The sequence below is a fragment of the Desulfitobacterium sp. LBE genome (genome assembly GCF_007830365.1).
Lineage (GTDB): Bacteria > Bacillota > Desulfitobacteriia > Desulfitobacteriales > Desulfitobacteriaceae > Desulfitobacterium > Desulfitobacterium hafniense.
Genome location: NZ_VLKD01000001.1, coordinates 2,491,836 through 2,510,643, shown reverse-complemented (window position 1 = coordinate 2,510,643; position 18,808 = coordinate 2,491,836). Strand labels below are relative to the sequence as shown.

16 protein-coding genes are annotated in these 18,808 nt (G+C 45.2%); 15 read left to right on the top strand and 1 reads right to left on the bottom strand.

Annotated features, from left to right (window positions below):
* The first annotated feature begins 69 nt into the window (after positions 1-69).
* Positions 70-1,620, top strand: a complete 1,551-nt coding sequence (locus DESLBE_RS11905; protein ID WP_144676956.1) for an AbgT family transporter — start codon at positions 70-72, stop codon at positions 1,618-1,620.
* 77 nt (positions 1,621-1,697) lie between these two features.
* On the opposite strand, the gene DESLBE_RS11900 is transcribed toward DESLBE_RS11905, so the two are convergent.
* Positions 1,698-3,545 carry a sigma 54-interacting transcriptional regulator gene (locus DESLBE_RS11900; RefSeq protein WP_243131300.1) on the bottom strand — a complete coding sequence of 616 codons (1,848 nt, stop codon included), beginning with the start codon at positions 3,543-3,545 and terminating at the stop codon, positions 1,698-1,700.
* Between the two features lie 465 nt (positions 3,546-4,010).
* On the opposite strand from DESLBE_RS11900, the gene DESLBE_RS11895 reads away from it, so the two are divergent.
* From DESLBE_RS11895 to DESLBE_RS11830, 14 genes are all read left to right on the top strand, one after another.
* The gene (locus DESLBE_RS11895; RefSeq protein WP_144676954.1) at positions 4,011-5,246 is read left to right on the top strand and encodes a Zn-dependent hydrolase; all 1,236 of its coding nucleotides are present in this window, start codon (positions 4,011-4,013) and stop codon (positions 5,244-5,246) included.
* Positions 5,247-5,285: 39 nt separating this feature from the next.
* Positions 5,286-5,666, top strand: a complete 381-nt coding sequence (locus tag DESLBE_RS11890) for a RidA family protein (RefSeq protein ID WP_005808777.1) — start codon at positions 5,286-5,288, stop codon at positions 5,664-5,666.
* Between the two features lie 305 nt (positions 5,667-5,971).
* Entirely contained in the window at positions 5,972-7,030 is a 1,059-nt protein-coding gene (locus tag DESLBE_RS11885) for a glutamate cyclase domain-containing protein (protein WP_243131298.1), read from the top strand.
* Positions 7,031-7,087: 57 nt separating this feature from the next.
* Positions 7,088-8,353: a dicarboxylate/amino acid:cation symporter gene (locus DESLBE_RS11880; protein WP_144676952.1), complete on the top strand. Its 1,266-nt coding sequence runs from the start codon at positions 7,088-7,090 to the stop codon at positions 8,351-8,353.
* A gap of 99 nt (positions 8,354-8,452) precedes the next feature.
* Positions 8,453-9,676: a Zn-dependent hydrolase gene (locus DESLBE_RS11875; RefSeq protein WP_144676950.1), complete on the top strand. Its 1,224-nt coding sequence runs from the start codon at positions 8,453-8,455 to the stop codon at positions 9,674-9,676.
* 459 nt (positions 9,677-10,135) lie between these two features.
* Complete coding sequence (locus DESLBE_RS11870; RefSeq protein WP_144676948.1) at positions 10,136-11,359, top strand: IS110 family transposase; 1,224 nt, start codon at positions 10,136-10,138, stop codon at positions 11,357-11,359.
* A 170-nt stretch (positions 11,360-11,529) separates the two neighbouring features.
* Positions 11,530-12,822, top strand: coding sequence for an MFS transporter (locus DESLBE_RS11865; RefSeq protein WP_144676946.1), 1,293 nt, complete (start codon positions 11,530-11,532; stop codon positions 12,820-12,822).
* Positions 12,823-12,838: 16 nt separating this feature from the next.
* Positions 12,839-14,428, top strand: a complete 1,590-nt coding sequence (locus DESLBE_RS11860; RefSeq protein ID WP_172625424.1) for a D-aminoacylase — start codon at positions 12,839-12,841, stop codon at positions 14,426-14,428.
* A gap of 76 nt (positions 14,429-14,504) precedes the next feature.
* Positions 14,505-15,845, top strand: coding sequence for an amidohydrolase family protein (locus DESLBE_RS11855; protein ID WP_144676943.1), 1,341 nt, complete (start codon positions 14,505-14,507; stop codon positions 15,843-15,845).
* Positions 15,846-15,904: 59 nt separating this feature from the next.
* The gene (locus tag DESLBE_RS11850; RefSeq protein WP_144676941.1) at positions 15,905-17,149 is read left to right on the top strand and encodes an MFS transporter; all 1,245 of its coding nucleotides are present in this window, start codon (positions 15,905-15,907) and stop codon (positions 17,147-17,149) included.
* A gap of 143 nt (positions 17,150-17,292) precedes the next feature.
* Positions 17,293-17,448 carry a hypothetical protein gene (locus DESLBE_RS26570; RefSeq protein ID WP_157385247.1) on the top strand — a complete coding sequence of 52 codons (156 nt, stop codon included), beginning with the start codon at positions 17,293-17,295 and terminating at the stop codon, positions 17,446-17,448.
* A 73-nt stretch (positions 17,449-17,521) separates the two neighbouring features.
* Entirely contained in the window at positions 17,522-17,707 is a 186-nt protein-coding gene (locus DESLBE_RS11840) for a M20/M25/M40 family metallo-hydrolase (RefSeq protein ID WP_005807806.1), read from the top strand.
* A gap of 50 nt (positions 17,708-17,757) precedes the next feature.
* Complete coding sequence (locus tag DESLBE_RS11835; protein WP_005807804.1) at positions 17,758-18,114, top strand: cupin domain-containing protein; 357 nt, start codon at positions 17,758-17,760, stop codon at positions 18,112-18,114.
* 140 nt (positions 18,115-18,254) lie between these two features.
* Positions 18,255-18,713, top strand: a complete 459-nt coding sequence (locus DESLBE_RS11830) for a GNAT family N-acetyltransferase (RefSeq protein WP_144676939.1) — start codon at positions 18,255-18,257, stop codon at positions 18,711-18,713.
* Positions 18,714-18,808: the final 95 nt, after the last annotated feature.

Here is an 18,808-nt window from a genome sequence, read left to right as displayed (position 1 = left end):
AATTAGTCGAAATGAAGAAGCCGCTATTGTCTTAAGCATTTTTCTTAAAAACAAAAAGGGGGGACTTTTATGAGTAAGACATCACCGTCATATGGCGGCGGTCGCTCTGGGCGTTTTTTGGCATCACTCGAGAAGATTGGCAATCGATTTCCGCATCCATTTGTCTTATTTATAGGTATTTTTGTAGTGCTGTGTATTGTTTCGGCGATCTTTGCTTCATTAGGTTCATCGGTACAAGTGCCTGGGTCGAAAGAGATCTTATCTATTAAATCTATTCTGACCTTAGAAGGATTCCTTTATATGCTCGATAACGTGATCAAAAACTTTATTAATTTCCCCGGTCTAGGAAACATTTTCTTTATGGTAATGACAGTCACGGTAGCTCAGGGCAGTGGTGTGTTGGAGACAGCTGTACGTGCGCTGATGTCTAAGGTTCCGGCTAAGCTTGTCCCTTATGCGGTAGCCTTCGTTGCTGCTCAGGGCCATATTTTCTCAGATGCATCCTACTTTGTTATCGCACCCCTTGGAGCTTTCGCTTTTAAAGCAGCAGGCAGAAATCCAGTAGCAGGTCTTATTGGGGCCTATGCGGTTCTGCAGGGAGGGTATGCAGGCGGAATGGTCCTGGGTACCCTGGATGCTACCTATGTTGCCATTACAGAGCGGGTAGCTCAGTTAGTGCCGGTCCATGGAGACTATATCGTCCACATTGCTATGAATATCTTCTACACAGCGACTGTTGGAATCCTATTCCCAATTGTCGGAGGTTGGCTCATTGCCAATGTCCTTGAACCCCGTCTGCCTGCATTTAAACTTGGGAAAGCGGAGAGTAAAGAGGGTGAGGTAGGATTTGACCTCACTCCTGAACAACGCCGTGGTTTGCTTTGGAGTGGTATTGCCTTCATGATCTTTGTTGGTGGGGCTTTAGCTGCCTGGCTGCTTCCTGAGGGAATCCTGAGAGGTCAAGGCGGCACCTTGGTACCCTCTCCCCTCCTTAGCAATATGGTTTTGATCATTGGTACCGCTTTTATCATTCTTGGAGTGACTTATGGCAAGGTTGCCAAAACCTTCAATAAGGATACCAACGTGAATTCTCTAATGAAAAAAGGATTGCAGAATATATCCAGTGCGACAGTGATTATCTTCATTATCGCTCAGGTTCTGGCAGTGCTTACTTGGACGAATCTCGGCACCTTATTTGCGGTCAACCTTGCACAACTTGCGGAATCTGCGGGGTTGACAGGTTTCGGCGCTTTGCTGCTGCTTGTTCTTGTCTCAGCTATTCTCAATATGATTATTACCAGCGGCGGCTCCCTTTGGTCCTTAGTGGGTCCGGTAATGGTACCGAGCATGATGCTTCTGGGACTGCATCCGGCGGTAATTCAAGCTGCTTTCCGCATTGGAGACTCGACAACGACCCTGATTACCCCTTTATCTATTTGGATGTATGTCCTCCTCAACATGGCTAAAGAGTACGAACCTGATCTTGAGCTGGGTACCCTGATATCCCGCCTTGCCATATTTCTTGTTCCTTTCTTTGCGGTATGGATTGGTGCACTTGCTCTCTTTTACTTCCTTGGTTTGCCCCTTGGGCCGGGTACGGGTATTTTCCTCCCCAAATAATGGTTTTATATAAAATAACAGAGTGCGAAAGAGATAATGCCTTTTCGCACTCTGTTATTTTAACGAGGAGGGTCGTTTTATTCTGCAGAGAAAGCTGAGAGGATTTCTCTGCCTTTAACCGTAATTTCGAGTCCAAAACGGCCGCGAAACTTGCGAATGTACCCCTTGGCTGCCAGCTTATCTATTCGTGTTCGGCTTTGACGTTCAGATTGATTAAAACCTTGAATATGGGATAGTTCAGATAATTTCTTTCTTCCAACAGAGTCTTGACTCTTATTAAACCTGTTGATGGTCTCGAGCAAAAAGTGATCGATAGGGTCCAATGAAAACTCATTTCCTTGCTTTCGGCAGAGGTCTTCCGGCAAATGATAGGGCATGATGATTTCTTCATCGCAAATAGCTAATATATACTCCACTGTATTTTCCAGTTCGCGAATATTTCCCTCCCATTTATAATCCAGAAGAATTTTTTCTGTTTCGGGTGAAAGGGAATGATTCGTCCCACCTTTTTTGTGAAGGAAGTGAGCAAAAAGGACAAGTATATCTTCTCTCCGCTCGCGTAAAGGGGGGAGATTCAGATAGAGTTTTTTTAATCGATAATATAGATCTTTACGGAAAACCGAACGATTGACCAGATCAAGGAGATCCTCATTGGTTGCGGCGATCACTCGGACATCAACATGAATGATAGTATTCCCGCCTACTTTTAAGATTTCTTTCTCTTGCAGAACCCTAAGGAGGCGAAGTTGGATTTTGGGAGGAATATCGCCGATCTCATCGAGAAAGATGGTACCGCCGTTGGCCATTTCAAATAAACCGATCTTTCCGCCTTTTTTAGCTCCGGTAAATGCTCCTTCATCGTAGCCAAAAAGTTCACTTTCGATTAACTCCTCGGGCAGTGCAGAACAGTTAATTGCGATAAAGGGACCCTTACAGCGTGGTGAGGAATTATGGATAGCACTGGCAAAGAGTTCTTTTCCTGTGCCGCTTTCGCCGAGAATCAGAATATCATAATCGCTTTGAGCTAATTTTTGGCTTTTGCTTATAGCTGATTGCATCAGCGAGGATTCGTGAATAATATCGCGAAAGAAATACTTGGCATAATGGCCCTTCTTCTTTAGTTCTTTACGCAAGCGGTTTTCCATATTTATTCGTTCCCGGGCATTTTTCAGAGTACAAAGAAAGGATTTCGTGCTCTCAATAAAAGATTTAGAAAAAAGATACTCAGTGTGAAAAATAGTAAACATTTCGTTCGTAGCAGCTGGACTCAGAAAGAAACTTCGCAATTCCGCAGAAATTGAGGGCGAAGCGGAAAGGCTCTCACCCATCCCAAGATTCAAGATTTCATTGGCACTTGAATTAATGAGTGTGATGTTTCCGTGTTCATCATAAGACAGCAGCCCATCGTCAACACTGTTGATGACTTTATAAAGGAATTCGTTGACATTGCTTAGCTGCCAACCTTGGGAGATGATTTGCTTCACGTATTTGGCGGCGACAAGATTGGACCGTTCGTCGAGCAAGTGTATAGCTTGCAATATTTCCACAATGCTTATGAAATCTAAAATTCTTGGGCCTATGTCGATAACAGGGGCCAACCCTTCAGGACAAAGATGCCTTTGTCCGGGTGTAATGATATAGTCATAATCAAAGCTCTGGAGTTGGCAATCAGGCCAGTAAGGAGTGTAAATAAACTGATCAAACCCTGTTCCGTTTAACAATCTGATAATTTCAATGGTGGAAACATGGCTGTCATTTACCACTAAAATTTTGCTTTGATGAGCAAGCGGGAAGAGCTTCTCTAAATTGTAATGGTTTAAGGTCCTTCTTGCCAAGAGGATTGTGCAGGATTGCTTGTCGATATAATCTGACGCTTCTTCAAGAAGTGTGGGAGCAGTTAGCAAAAGGATAGAATTACTAATCATTTGGTGAATTCCTTCTTCTAAGGCATAGCTGCGAAAATTGATATGCTCACCTAGTAGTTCCTCCAGTTGTTGACTGAGAGCTGCTCGTGTATTGCAATAATAAGTCAAGAGAATGAAGTTTGCGATAATCCCACCTCCTGTCAATGATTATGATTGAAAACAATATGTTGGTACACCGTCGACAGTTTACTGCTGATAATATTCGTCATGGGCTTAATATATCCTTCATGTTTTTCCCTGAATTCAGAAAAAACTATTTCATTGGGAATATTGAATTTAGCAATAGATGTCCATTAGGAAATAAAAATGTTAAAAATTAATCTGCATATAGAACTATCTTTCATTGCCTTTAAGGATGGGATTGGCACGATACTTGCAATTCAATAACTTGAGGGACTTTTTTTATGGAGACAACAAAAGAAAGGAGATAAGAGTGTTTAGTATCTTGTAAATTGATGGACTTTATTGGAGGTGAAACTACTGGTTAATCAGGAAAGATTATGGGGTAGGCTTATGGCCTTGGCTCAAATAGGGATGCAGGAAGGTGGAGGAACAAAGAGGCTGCCTTTTACCAAAGAGGATAAGGCAGCCAGGGAGTTAGTTGCATACTTTATGACCGAGGCTGGGCTTACCGTCACAGAAGACGCAGTCTGCAATCTCATCGGTCGAAAAGAAGGCAAGAATCCCAACGCTCCTGCAGTTTGGACAGGCTCACATATCGATACGGTCTGGCTGGGTGGCAATTTTGATGGGGCATTGGGGGTTTTATCCGCAATTGAGTCCCTGCAGGTAATGCATGAAAACGGCATTGAAACGGAAGCGCCTATTGAGGTTATTGCTTTCACTAATGAAGAGTGTACAAGATGGAATAATGCCATGATCGGAAGCCGCGGCATGGTGGGAAGATTCCTGGAGACTGACTTGGATCAGCTTGATCGTGACGGAGTTGTGCTGCGCGATGCCATGAGGGAAGCCGGTTATGCACCTGAGGCTTTTAAACAAGCAATCAGGTCAAAAGAAACAGTCAAAGCCTTTGTGGAACTTCATATTGAGCAAGGTAAGGTTCTGGAAACGGAAGGCCTTTCTGTGGGGATTGTCAAAGGAATCTACAGTCAATTAGGGGATAAGTTTATTGTCGAGGGCGAAGCCGGGCATGCCGGTGCAACGCCGATGCATTTAAGGAAAGATCCGCTCATGGCGGCTTCAGAAATCATGTTGGACATTGAAGACCAGGCCAGAAAAGGTCAATGTGTGGGGACTATCGGGTACATTCAGGCTTTTCCAGGCGGAACAAATATTATTCCGGGAAGAGTAGAATTTTCAGTGGATCTGCGCAACGTTGATGATCCGAGCAAGGCTCTGCTGGAGCAGGAGGTTATTGCAAAGGCTAAAATAATCGCTGAGAAGCGTGGAGTAAAACTCACTGTGGAAAAAGCCTATAGCAATGGCGGTGTTCCTTGCGATCCCGCGATACAGGAAATAATCAAGGATTCCTGTGAAACAGCGGGTTTAAAACCCTTTAATTTAATGAGTGGCGCCGGTCACGATGCGATGCATATCGCTGCATTGTGCCCAATCGGGATGATTTTTGTGCGCTCAAAAGATGGAGTAAGCCACGCCCCCCTCGAATACAGCAGTCCCGAAGACTGCAGAGATGGGGCTAATGTGCTTTATCATACACTTTTGGAGTTGGCGAAATAGGGATGACCTATTAAATATTAAAGCGGAGGAGATAATCTCATGAAAGAAATATTTACAAGCAAGGCTGCGGCAGCTGCAGGCCCATATTCACAAGCAATTGAGGCTCTTGGTTTCATATTTACCTCGGGGCAACTCCCGATAAATCCTGTTTCCGGCGAGATTGATCAGAATGACATCGTTTGGCAGGCCAATCAAGTCTTCAGCAATGTCAAAGCGATACTCGAAGAAGCGGGTGCCGGTTTTGAAAACGTAGTCAAAAGCACGATCTTTCTGAAAGATATGAATGATTTTGCGACTGTAAACAAGCTCTATGGAGAGCTCTTTGCAAAGCCTTTCCCGGCACGCTCGTGCTTCCAGGTGGGTAAGCTTCCAAAAGATGCCATGATTGAAATGGAAGTTATCGCTTTAAAAACAAAATAGCTTAGTGCTCTAAAGGGGCATCGTCAAACTGCATTAAGAAAGCAGTGGGCGATGCCCCTCTAACTTACCCTCTTAACTATAAATGGTCGATATTGGACGTGATTAGGACGGCCTGATAATGTCGTTTTTTCGTAAATTTGCAGAAATATTAGTGGATTCACCCTTTATAAAAGAAAAATTTGATGAAATAATCGAATTTTTGGCTGAGTTCTAAAATATTTGTTATTGTGGAACGATTATTGCAAAGAGTCAAGGGTAGCTCTAAAAATAGGGCACCCAAAAAACAAAAAGGTGGGGGACAAAAAATGAAAAAAGAAGAGTATTTTATTCGACAAATGGGAGAAAACCTCGATGCACTTATGAACATAGACCCAACCTGCATTGGTATCAACAGGCTATGTTACCCTGGGGTAAGGGATTATGCAGGGGGACCCACTGCGATGCACTTTGCCCAAGAGCTTAGCAAGGTTCTGAAGCCAGAGGATGTCGTCTTGATTTTGTGCGGATTCGTATTGCGCAACCACCAAAGAACCGAGATGGATGGATTTACAGGAGCGTTGCTTACAGCAAGAGCACTTGTGGAAGGCTTTGATGTAAAGCCGGTGATAGTGATTCCGCAGGAATCCCAGCAAGCTTTAAAGAACTGCGCTGCCGTGGTCGGACTTAATTATTATGACTCCCTGGACCTGGTATTGGAACGCCCCTTTGCCATGACCGGTGTGGTTATTCCCAAAGATGCAAAGGCTGCGGAAGAATGCGCGGATAAAATTCTGGCCTTCAACCCTAGGGCGTTAATCTCGATGGAAACTGCTTCAGCCAACGAAAAGGGTGTATACCATATGGCCTATGGTTGGGATGTAACCAAAATCGAAGCAAAGATGGATGTTTTATTTAATAAAGTGAAGGAAAGGGCAATTCCAACGTTCTCCATAGGTGACTGCGGAAACGAACTGGGCATGGGTGCGATCAAGAACTATATACAGGAACATGTGCCGGGTGCCGGCGAGGGTGGCTGTATCTGTGAATGCAAGGGTGGTGCGGCGGCCGCAACGGCAGCCGATCATATCATTATCGCCAAAACAGCGGATTGGGGATGTTATGCGATGATCGCGGCGCTCGCCTATCTCAAGAAAAACATGAAGATTATGCACGATGCCAATCTGCAAGCTGATCTCATGAAAGCGGCAGCTTATCATGGCATGCTCACCACCAATGGCTCGTTAACTCCGGCCATAGACGGCTTTAGTGTAAAGTTTAATGCGACGCTTATCGACTTGATGAGGCAATGTGTGGAAATAGGCGTTACCAGCGAAGATGCCATGTGGATTGATAAGTTTACGAAAACGGGATTCTTTACGGAATAAATCAGTACCGTTCTATCATTGGGGTATAAAAATTTTTATCTAATGGAGGTTAAGAGTATGGCCGTTGAAGCAGCCGTCAAAAAAAACGGAAAAAAACTCTCTCTCACAACCCAAATCGTGATTGGTACCATCGGCGGTATTGTATTTGGCGCATTGATCGGTCCGTGGGCAGCGAATCTTAAATTCCTCGGCGATGTCTGGATTCGGATGCTCCAAATGTCTATGGTGCCCCTTGTCATGACTGCTGTGGCCATGGCCGTTGGCGGTACGGAAGCCCGAAGCGTAGGCAAAATGGGGGCCTTAGCTGTCAAATGGATATTAACCTTTACCCTTATATCGACTGCACTCGGCTACGTTCTTGGGCTTATATTCCAGCCGGGAGTTGGTGTAACCATCATCGATCCTGCCCAAATCACCGAGATACCACAAGCATCCTCGTTTCAGGACACGATCCTCAGCTTCTTTTCCACAAATATCATTGGCTCTATGGCAAGTGGTGCCATGGTGGCCTGTATGGTCTTCTCCATTCTCTTTGGCCTCGGTATGAGTGCGTATACAACCAATTCCGGTGACACCTCAGTGATTAATGGGGTCAAAGCACTCAACGCGTGTATTTTAAATATTATTAAAATCGTCATGAAGCTGGCTCCTATTGGCGTTTTTTGCCTCCTTGCCAATGCGGCGGGAACCATTGGCTTCGGTATCATTATCCCTATGGTGAAATTCTATGGTGCTATGTTGGTAGGTGTTATCATTCAGTTTCTCATCTATTTCCCATTGGCAGCCATGCTGTGCAAGATAAGCCCCCTAAAAATGCCCAAAAAATTCGCCAAGATGTCTGTTGTTGCACTGACTACAACGTCCTCAGCCATTTCTTTGCCCACAGAGATGGAAGATGCTGTTACGAAGTTTGGGATTAGCCGCAGAGTAGTAGACTTCGTGGCTCCCATCGGAATGTCCATGAACAGTACCGGAGCGGCCCAATGCTATATCCTGGTCATCCTGTTCTTGTCCCAAGCTTCCGGTGTTGTGCTTAGCCCCATGCAAATCGGCTTAGCGGTTCTGCTCTCTGTGTTGATGTCAACAGGTAACGTAGGTATTCCTGGTGCAACAGTTGTCACCTATACCTTCTTAGCTGCCTCAATGGGACTGCCTTTAGACGGTATAGCCCTGCTGCTCGGCATAGACTGGTTTGTCGGCCAATTACGCACGGTACTCAATGTTGATGTGGATGTCCTGATCGCCCTGCTTGTTGCCAACAAGACCGGAGAACTTGATCGCGATGTCTACAATGAGAAGAAAGCTGTGCAATATGTGCAATAGCTAGACCCCTTAAATCAGAAAAAGATCATACGCTCTACTGCAAGATTCCCAGGGGGGTACTGCCTCCCTGGGCCACTATTTATTGGGGAGGTACTCAAAATGATTAACCAGCAAAGATTATGGCAGCGGCTTATGGAGGTTGGTGAAATCGGTAAAGAGCAATCCGGAGGAGTGACCAGAGCAGCTTTTACCAAGGAAGACAGAGCAGTCAAGGACTTGGTTTCCGGATATATGAAGGAGGCTGGATTAAACGTACACGAAGATGCCGTAGGAAATCTGATCGGGAGAAAGGAGGGGCAAAACCCGGATGCTCCGGCAGTTATAACGGGTTCACACTTGGATACAGTGAGTCACGGGGGCAACTTTGACGGGATACTCGGTGTACTGGGCGGAATCGAAGTATTGCAGGTCATGAAGGAGCATAACATCCAGACCCTTTATCCGATTGAGGTGATTGCTTTTACCGGTGAGGACGCGGCAAGATTCAGCGGCATGCTGGGGAGCCGGGGTTTCACAGGGGCATTGCAAGAGGAGGATCTCCAGGAGAAAGATGGGCAGGGGATGACCATGGGAGAGGCGATGGGGCAGGCCGGGTTCCCACCCGAAGCGATCGCTCAGGCGGTCAGACCCCGAGAAACGATGAAAGCTTTTGTGGAATTGCATATTGAACAGGGGAAGGTGCTTGAAAATAAAGGGATTTCGGTGGGCTGTTTAATCAACATTTACAGTCAATTAAAAGATAAATTCTTATTGGCAGGTGAGCCGGGGCATGGCGGGAATACACCGATGCCATTGCGTAAAGAGGCGTTGATGGCAGCTGCCGAGGTGATGCTGGCTATTGAGGGACAGGCAAGAGAGGAAAGCGATGTGGCCGTTACCACCATCAATAACCTATACACTCCCCCGGGTGGAGGAATCCCCTCTAAAGTAGAATTCATAGCGGATATGCGTGCTGCCAGTGACTCAATCAGAGATGATTTTGAAAAAAGGGTGCTTGAACGGGCGAATAGGATCTGTGAGATGCGCGATGTAAAGCTTACCGTTACTAAGCATTCCAAAAGCCACGGGGTTGCGTGTGACCCCTCTATCCAGGAGATAATTATCAATGCCTGTGTAAAAGCGGGATTAGAGCCTTTTTCCCTGTCGATTGGGTCGGGTCACGATGCCATGAGAATAGCCGATCTTTGCCCAATTGGCATGATTATAGTCCGTTCGAAAGATGGATTAAGCCACGATCCGGGCGAGTATAGCAGCCCCGAAGATTGTAGAGACGGAACGAATGTGCTTTTTTATACAATACTGCAGCTGGCGGAGGCGTATTAAGGCCGAAATACCAGTTTGTTCACATGATATCAGGTAGTTTGTTTTATGGATGTTAATGGCCGTTAATTGGCCGGCCATTAAAGAGGAGTTAAGAATGAAAAACCTATGTTCCTGTCAAGAAATTGAGCGTGAAAACTGTTTTTCATTCTTAAATAAATCAATAGACGAGGAAGCTTAAGTAAATCTCCTGCTGGCATGATAATTGCAAAAAGTAATAACTATCAGACTTCAATGCCGCGTAGCGGCACCACTGATGAATGAAAATTGTGTCCATACTACTACTATGGCTGGCGAAGGTAGGTCGTACTTTCTTGGTGCTGCGAGCCCGTCTATCAGACGGACCACAACGACCCGGTGCATCACAGAATGTTGCTCCTAAGGGAAGCACGCAGGGCAGAATAACCCGTATTGGTTTGTTGCACCAGCCTTAATATAAACCAGCCTAAGGAGAAGTAGGTTATGGATGTACTGCACGAATGTTGTTGTGGACTAGATGTTCATAAAAAGAGCATCACAGCCTGCATCATCACCCCTAAAGGAAAGGAGATCAAAACATTTGGGACAATGACCCGAAATCTCATTGAGTTAGTTGACTGGATTAAAAACAGCCGTTGCACCCATGTCGCGATGGAAAGTACCGGTGACTACTGGAAACCAATCTATAACCTTTTGGAGGTGGAAGATCTTCAGCCACTCTTGGTCAATGCCCAGCATATTAAGGCAGTGCCAGGGCGAAAGACAGATGTCAAAGATGCAGAATGGATTACCCGTTTATTACGACATGGACTCGTTCAAGGGAGTTTTGTGCCTGATAGAGACCAAAGAGAATTAAGAGAGATTGTACGCTATCGGCGAAGCATCATTGAAGAACGAGCCAGAGAAGTAAACCGAATTCAGAAGGTGCTAGAAGGAGGGAACATCAAACTTGCCTCTGTGGCATCCAATATCTTGGGAGTATCCGCTCGAAATATGCTGGAAGCAATACTCCAGGGCGAAAAAGATACGGAAGTATTAGCCGATTTTGCACAGAAAAAGCTCAAAGCGAAAAAGGACGATTTGAAGCTAGCCTTGGAAGGACGACTAGGGGAGCATCAAGTGTTAATGATTGAAAAACAGTTGGGGCATATTGACTATCTTGATGATTTAATCAAGGAACTGGATGAAGAAATCGAGAAACGTATGCTCCCTTTTGTTGAAGACCTGGAGTTATTAGATTCAATTCCTGGTGTAGGGAGAAGAATTGCTCAACAAATTATAGCTGAGGTAGGTACAGATATGTCTCGATTTCCCACACCTGGACACCTATGCTCATGGGCAGGAATGACTCCGGGTCATGATGAAAGTGCGGGAAAAAAGAAGTCGGCGAAGACACGTAAAGGAAACAAGAAGTTACGAAGTGCCTTAACAGAGGCGGCCAAAGCAGCATCACGTCAAAAAAATACGTATCTATCGGCCCAATACCATCGGATAGCAGCCCGAAGAGGGAAAAATAGAGCTGCAATAGCTGTCGGACACACTATCCTATCCCTGGTCCATATCTTGTTAACGCGAAAACAAGCCTATGTCGATTTGGGATTTGATTATTTAGAACAACGCAAAAAAGAGATCATAGTAAAGCAATCCATTAAGAAATTGGAGTCATTGGGGCTTACCGTGACAATCCGAGAGCAAACAGCATCTTAAATAATGATGAAATAACCAGTCAAAGTAATTGCCCCAAGACTTTAGTAAAAAGATTTTAAGAGAAGAGGCCTTAGGGGTATAGTTTCTTATTGTCAAATTGGAATTAATCTACTCAGTTAATTTTCAGGGCAGAAAAATAACAGTAATCTTGAAAAAGGAGGTCTATAATAATGGCAATTCCAAAGCAGGTCGATCCGAATCAAGGAACAAAAAAGACATTTAAATGGGGTGCCCGCCACACGGTTTTAGTATTTATCTGGTTAGGTTGGTTCTTATCATTTTTAGATCGCATGGTAATAACGCTCTCATTGCCGTTTATAGGAAAGGAATTTAATATTGATGCAGCAGCACAAGGCCTGATTCTAAGCGCCTTCTTTGCGGGATATGCTCTATTTCAAATACCCGGTGGTATGCTTGCAGATAAGTTGGGATTCAGACGGATGTTAAGTGTCGGCATTATTTGGTGGTCAGCCTTTACGACCTTAACTGGTGCGGTATTTTCTTATCCGCTTCTGCTTTTGGTTCGTTTTGCGTTCGGGCTGGGGGAAGCGGTTTTGCCGGGAAGCTCATATAAGACCCTTACTACTTATTTCCCCAGCAAAGAGCGAGGTACGGCTATTGGAATTCAATCAACGGCTAATAGTATAGGAAATATTTTTGCTTCCATAACGGCGGCGGCGATCATTGTAGTGCTCGGATGGCGAGCCGTTTTTCTTGTTCTTGGTATACCGGGTGTGTTACTCGGGGTGTACTACTGGGTGAAATTTAAGGATAACCCTGCTGATCATCCTCAGATGACACCTGAAGATCTGGCGGAACTACAGGCCGATCGTGAAGAAGAACAAAAACAATTGCTTGCTGACAATAAAAGCGAACTCAGCTTTAAAGACATTTTTAAGACTCCAATACTCTGGCAAATGATCGCCATTTGGTTCTTAGCAGATATCGCTATTTGGGGTTTTTCTTCATGGATGCCTTCTTATCTCATGAATGTAAGAGGTCTTTCAGTCATGAAGACCGGAATCTATGGTTCCCTTCCTTTCTTGTTTGGGGCGATCGGTATTTTGCTTGGAGGACGTGCTGCAGATCGCTATAGAGATAAAATCAAATGGCTCTTCGTCGGGGCGGCAGCACTGGGCGGTGTATTTATTTATCTTCTCTTCGTAGCGCCGAGTACGGAAATGACAATTTTTTATCAATGCCTGGCCAATGGGCTGATGTGTTTTTCGCAGGGGGTTTTCTGGACTATGGTCAGTGACAGCTTCCCGGCCAGTTTAATGGGTTCAGGTTCAGCAGCGGTTAATTTTGGCGGACAAGTTGCAGGTTTAGTGGCGCCGGCGGCAATGGGCTTCATGATCAAGGCAAGCGGCGGATCCTACAATGCGGCGTTTTTACTTCTGGTGGTATCTCTCGTTGCTGCAGCTGTTCTTGCTTTAACGATTAAAAAAAGATCAATCGCTTAGGAAAGAGGTAATGTTCATGAGAAAAACAATGATTAAAAACGCAAAGATTTATGATGGAACGAAAAAGCCTGCTTTCTCAGGCGGAATCATGATCATTGGGGACACCATCACTGCAGTTGAGGACGTACCTGCATCCGAAGATTATGAAACGATCATTGACGCAGGAGGGCTTGCGGTCTGCCCAGGTTTTATTGATACACACAGCCATAGCGATGTGTTGGTGTTAACGGAAAAAGTAATTCTGCCTAAAATACGCCAGGGAATTACAACTGAGATGCTGGGCCAGGATGGCGTTGCTATGGCACCGATTCCTGCAGAATATGCGGAGGACTGGCGTCGGAATATCGGGGGATTAAACGGAGATTCTGATCAGATTTCCTGGGTATACGATTCCATTGATGATTATTTCAGGGCCATTGAACGTCAGTCCCCTTGCTCAAATTTTGCCTGCCTCTCTCCCCACGGAAATATCAGACTGGCAGTGATGGGGTTCTCTGATAAACCGGCCACTGATGAAGAAATGACACGGATGGAGACTATTCTTGACCGGCAATTGAGGGAGGGGGCAGCGGGTTTATCGACCGGTTTAATCTATATTCCCTGTGTTTATTCACAAACGGAGGAGTTGGTTCGGCTCTGCCGCGTTGCCAAGAAATATAATCGTCCATTTGTTGTTCATCAACGCAACCAGGATGAGAAAATTCTTGAATCTATGGATGAATTGATGCACATTGTCAGGGAAAGTGGCGTGCGCTTGCATATTTCTCATTTACAGGTCGCAGGGGATGAAACGATGCGCTTTGATTTGTATCGTAAGATGGAGGAAATCGCAGCACTTGGGGTAGAGGTGACTGCTGATCAGTACCCCTATACTGCAGGAAGCACGATGATGGGCGCGATGATTCCGGCATGGGCCCATGTGGGAGGCACGAGCCGTCTGCTGGAGCGGCTGGCAGACAGTAAAGAGCGGGAAAAAATAAAACGGGATATCCTTATTGATGATGAAAGAGAAAGCAAGACGTTGAATAAATCCAATTACGATCGAACCTATGTTTCAAGCGTCAATAAACCTCATAACCAGAAGTTCGTTGGCAAAAATTTAACAGAAGTGGGTGAAATGACTGGCAAAGAGCCTATCGATGCCATGATGGATCTTCTGCTTGATGAAGAGAATAAGGTCGGCAAGATTCAGTTTTATACCACCGAGGAGTGTATTATGGATCACATGATACGCCCCGAAGTCAACATGTGTACGGACGGCTTGCTGGGGGGCAAACCACACCCCCGTGTGTATGGGACCTTCCCAAGATTTTTGGGGAAGTACGCCAGAGAAAACGAACTTATGTCTATGGAGGAAGCGGTTTACAAGACAACCAAAAAGGCGGCGGATGCCATGGGCTTGACGGACAGAGGATCGCTGGAAGTTGGCAAGAAAGCAGATCTTGTTATATTTGACCCCGATACGATTATCGATGTAGCTACGTTTGAAAACCCAAGGCAGTATGCGCAAGGTATAAAAAGAGTGCTGGTAAACGGTGTCACTGTGGTGGAGGACGATAAGGTGTACGAGAACGCGGCTTGCGGAACGGTGATACGGCTGCTCTAAGCATTGGGAAGTGTAGTATCCGTGTCCTTGGGTTGATGGTGGGCATATTTAGAATTAGAAAGAGGGGGTTGCAATTATGAACTTAGATAGAGCACTGACGAATGGAACTGTCGTTACTCCATTTGGACGGTTTAAAGGTTCGATTGGAATTAGAGAAGGAAAAATTGCGTGTATAGCGGAGAATACAGCAGAATTGCGCGCTGGCGAGATAATAGATGCAGGGGGTAAATTCATTATCCCCGGTGCGATTGACACCCATATTCATTTTCAAGACCCTGGTCGTACTTATCGTGAAGATTTTGAACATGCCACAGCAGCATGTGCTTGCGGCGGCATTACCACCGGAATGGCGATGCCTACAACTAATCTGGTTGATGTTGAAGGGTATAAATTCAATACTCAAACCTATGAGGGCAGAGGATATATCGACTATGCCCTGCATGGTGCGGGAAGACCGTCAAATGTTGATCAGGTTGAGGACCTTTGGACTCAAACTGGAATTACTGCGATTAAGATGTTTATGACTTATGAAGAACGGGTTGATGATGCCACCTTATGGGAAATACTCGAAACGCTAAGCAGGCATGACGGGCTGTCAATCATCCATGCTGAAAATGAAACCTTAATTAAACTATTCGAACGGAGACTACAAAAACAAGGGCGAAAAGACCCCATGGCCCATAACGAATCCAGACCGGAACTGGTTGAAATAGAAGCAATCCGCAGGGTAGCCTATCTAGTCGAACAGACGAATTCGAAAGCGGTCATTGCCCATGTCAGCTCGGCGGCAGGTCTTGAAGAGATAAAAAAAGCACAGCAAAGAGGAGTTAGAATTTGGGCAGAGTCCTGTCCTCACTTTTTTACGTTTGTCCGTGAAGATACAGAAGAGCAGGGGCCATTTCTCGCGTTTACTCCGGTTATGCGCGGAGAAGATAATCGACTTAAGATGTGGGAACTGCTGGAGAAAGGATATATAGACGTCATCGGGTCGGATCATTGTCCCGCGGAGAAATGGGAAAAAGAAGTGGCCCTGGATGATATCTGGAAAACCCATTATGGAATACCCGGACTCGAAGCGTATTTGCCCTCTCTCTTGGATGGAGTGAATAAAGGACTGGTTACTTTAGAAAAGGTTGTCGCAGCCACAAGCTATAACGCCGCTCAGATCTATGGCCTGTATCCAAGGAAAGGTGTCATTCAGCCCGGAGCGGATGCCGATCTAGTCGTATTGGATATGGATTTGGAGAAAAAGTTTACTGAAGCTGATTTGAAATCGAAATGTCCATGGTCTCCTTATTTCGGAAGGATTTTCAAAGGCTGGCCAATACTTACGCTGGTCAGAGGCGAAGTCGTCGTTAAAGATGGGAACATTATAGGTGAATTGGGACATGGGAAGCTTGTAATACGGAATAAGTAGTAGCGGAATAGCTTTGCCGGTTACGTGTGATAAAACGAATTAGCTGGGGGTGAGGGCTGATGAGAATCAAGGGATTACTTCAATCAGGTTTTCCGGCTTTCACCCATACCACCTATCGATGGTACTGGTGGGGGCAGACTCTATCGCAGATTGGTTCATGGGTTCAAAATGTCAGCTTGATTTGGCTAGTACTCCAGTTGACAGATTCTCCTTTTTTAATGGGAGTGGTCTCGGCTCTCCAGAATGTCCCCGCAATGCTGTTATCCCTTCATGCCGGAGTTTTAATTGACCGTTTGCCGCGAAGACGAATCTTATTGATTACCCAAAGCGCACTTATGTTATTGTCTCTGGTTATGGCGATGTTGATTGGTCTTGGATTAGTTCGCTATTGGATGATTCTGGTGTTTGCTATGGGCGTTGGTATCGTTAATTGCATCAATAATCCTGCGAAACAAGCGATCATTATCGAATTGGTGGGACGAGAGCATCTTACCAATGCAATCGCTTTAAATTCAGCAAGTTTTAATTCCGCACGGCTGGTTGGACCGGCAGTCGCCGGGGTGTTATTAGGGTTATGGGGAGCGACATGGTGTTTTTTTATTAATGGGCTTAGTTTTTTAGGAGTTATCTATATCCTCTACAGGTTGCCTCAGACTTCAGAATATACTCCCCCGGTAACGAATCCAAAGGGAACGCATTCGCGTACCTCAATTTTAAAGGAAATGGCCGAAGGTATGAAATTTGTCAGACAAAACCCGTTGCTCCTATTGGTAATTATTATAGTCGGTGTAATCAGCACGATTGGTATCAACTTCAATATTTTGGTGCCGGCCATGGCCAAATACGAGCTTGGTGAAAATGCATTGGGTTATGGTCTTTTAATGAGCTCTCTGGGTGTGGGGGCCATTGTCGGTGCTTTGTTTGTTGCTATGCAGAGTTATCGGGAGCCCGATGTTCGTGTCATGATGGGTGGTGCGCTGGGTCTTTCCCTGCTGTCTGTTATAGCAGGCACATTGTCTAATTATTTTGCTGCCGCCATAGTTTTTGGACTCATGGGATGCTGTATGATTTGCTTTTCGGCTACTGCAAATTCCCTCATCCAAACCCAGTCTTCGGACAACTTCCGGGGCAGGGTGATGGGGGTGCATTCGCTGATGAACAATGGGCTGCCCCCGTTTGGTAACCTTTATGCAGGGTTTCTGGCTGAATTATGGGGTGCAAAGAAAACGTTTCTGTTAAGTGGTCTAATTATGCTGTTATTTTTAGGGGTATTGGCATTGCGCAAAAAGAAAGGATCATTATGACACCGTAATCAACGGAGGAAATTTTGATGGGCTGGCCGGTATCGTGACCGGCATAGAAATTGCCCGGTTGCTTATCAAAAACAAAGTGCAGCTCAAACGCAGTTTTGTTGTCATTGGCTTTTGCGGTGAGGAGGATATGCGCTTTGGCACCGGTTATTTTGGCCTCCAAAGCAATGCTGGGGCAGGTTACCCTTGAGAATCTGCATCAGTATAAAGATAAAGATGATGTATCCGTTTACGAAGCTATGCAGGAATATGGCCTTGTTCCGGAGAATATTTTGAAATGCATAATAAGCTGACCATTGAACCCGTCGATTTAAACGAGGATATGTTGTCGATGTTGCAAACAAGCTGCAAAGCTCATGGCTACAGTTGGCAGCGCATGCCTTCCGGAGCGGGACACACGATGCGTTGGCTATCGGTCAGGTTCTGGATACAGTAATGGTATTTGTGCCGAGTAAGGGCGGCAGGAGCCACTGCCCTGTGGAATGGACCGAATATGCCGATATAGCCAAAGCGGTTGCTGTTATCTATGATTTGATCCTGAATATGCAATAATATTTATACCCCCATTGCAATAATTACTATGAAGAAAGGTAAGGATAATTATGATTAAGAAAGCCAAAGATTTGCCTATCGACTTGGAGCCGAATTTAAAAGGCGGCAAGGATACGGTCCGTATTGTTAATATTCTACAGAAGAATGAGATGTACGGCACCGGTCGTCTTTTCGGGGTCAGCATCATTCCCCCAGGGGGCTCTATCGGTCAGCATACCCACGTCGGTGATTTCGAAACCTACTATATCCTCAAAGGAAAAGCCCTTGTTAACGATAACGGCAACATCTGCGAACTTGGGCCTGGGGATATGACTCAATGTAAAGAGGGGGATTTTCATTCCATTGAGAATATTGGGGACGTTGATTTAGAATATCTGGCGGTGATCCTTTATTCGGTTAAAGAATAATGTAAAATATCCATTTAAAATAAGATAAGATTCTCTAGGCTATATTTTCTGAAGAACCCGGTGCGGCAGTTGCGCACCGGGTTTTGTATAGGGGTCTGAGTTAAGTAATCATAAATGTACTTGGAGAAGAAAATGGTATAATGGTGTTAAAACAGCTTATCCATAAAAATAGGTTTGGGGGCTTTATGATGAGGTGGGAATTTGGGGGGTATATCATAAATAATGATAAGTTGTTGGTGTCAGCTGCTCGGGTGAAGGAATTCTTGTCCGATAGTTACTGGGCTGCTGACAGAACAAGGGAACTTATTGAAAAAACGATAGAGCATTCATTTTGTTACGGAGTATATTATGGAGAAGAGCAGGTTGGTTTTGCTCGTGTTGTGACCGACTATTCAACCATGGTATGGATAAGTGATGTTTATATCGATAGAAAGCATAGGAGAAAAGGGCTTGGCAAAAAGTTGATAGCATGTATTCTGGAGACACCAGAGTTCAAAAATGTCAGGAGCGCTTTAGTAACCCGAGATGCTCATGGGTTGTATGAACAGTTTGGCTTTGAGGGAGTCGAATCAGTATTCATGATGCGAAAGTCTGTTTAGGACGTGGCGGGAACTCCTAAGGGTAATACACTATGCAATGCGAAGAACCGCCATCCGTTTCGGAGTGGAATGGGGGACATAAATATGACAGTTTC

What these genes read in the sequence shown, in the direction of transcription:
- DESLBE_RS11865 (WP_144676946.1), top strand. Translation starts at nt 11,530, where the DNA reads ATGGCAATTCCAAAGCAGGTCGATCCGAATCAAGGAACAAAAAAGACA.
- DESLBE_RS11850 (WP_144676941.1), top strand. Translation starts at nt 15,905, where the DNA reads ATGAGAATCAAGGGATTACTTCAATCAGGTTTTCCGGCTTTCACCCAT.
- DESLBE_RS11830 (WP_144676939.1), top strand. Translation starts at nt 18,255, where the DNA reads ATGGTGTTAAAACAGCTTATCCATAAAAATAGGTTTGGGGGCTTTATG.
- DESLBE_RS11890 (WP_005808777.1), top strand. Translation starts at nt 5,286, where the DNA reads ATGAAAGAAATATTTACAAGCAAGGCTGCGGCAGCTGCAGGCCCATAT.
- DESLBE_RS11875 (WP_144676950.1), top strand. Translation starts at nt 8,453, where the DNA reads ATGATTAACCAGCAAAGATTATGGCAGCGGCTTATGGAGGTTGGTGAA.
- DESLBE_RS11900 (WP_243131300.1), bottom strand. Translation starts at nt 3,545, where the DNA reads ATGATTAGTAATTCTATCCTTTTGCTAACTGCTCCCACACTTCTTGAA.
- DESLBE_RS11885 (WP_243131298.1), top strand. Translation starts at nt 5,972, where the DNA reads ATGAAAAAAGAAGAGTATTTTATTCGACAAATGGGAGAAAACCTCGAT.
- DESLBE_RS11855 (WP_144676943.1), top strand. Translation starts at nt 14,505, where the DNA reads ATGAACTTAGATAGAGCACTGACGAATGGAACTGTCGTTACTCCATTT.
- DESLBE_RS11835 (WP_005807804.1), top strand. Translation starts at nt 17,758, where the DNA reads ATGATTAAGAAAGCCAAAGATTTGCCTATCGACTTGGAGCCGAATTTA.
- DESLBE_RS11905 (WP_144676956.1), top strand. Translation starts at nt 70, where the DNA reads ATGAGTAAGACATCACCGTCATATGGCGGCGGTCGCTCTGGGCGTTTT.
- DESLBE_RS11870 (WP_144676948.1), top strand. Translation starts at nt 10,136, where the DNA reads ATGGATGTACTGCACGAATGTTGTTGTGGACTAGATGTTCATAAAAAG.
- DESLBE_RS11860 (WP_172625424.1), top strand. Translation starts at nt 12,839, where the DNA reads ATGAGAAAAACAATGATTAAAAACGCAAAGATTTATGATGGAACGAAA.
- DESLBE_RS11880 (WP_144676952.1), top strand. Translation starts at nt 7,088, where the DNA reads ATGGCCGTTGAAGCAGCCGTCAAAAAAAACGGAAAAAAACTCTCTCTC.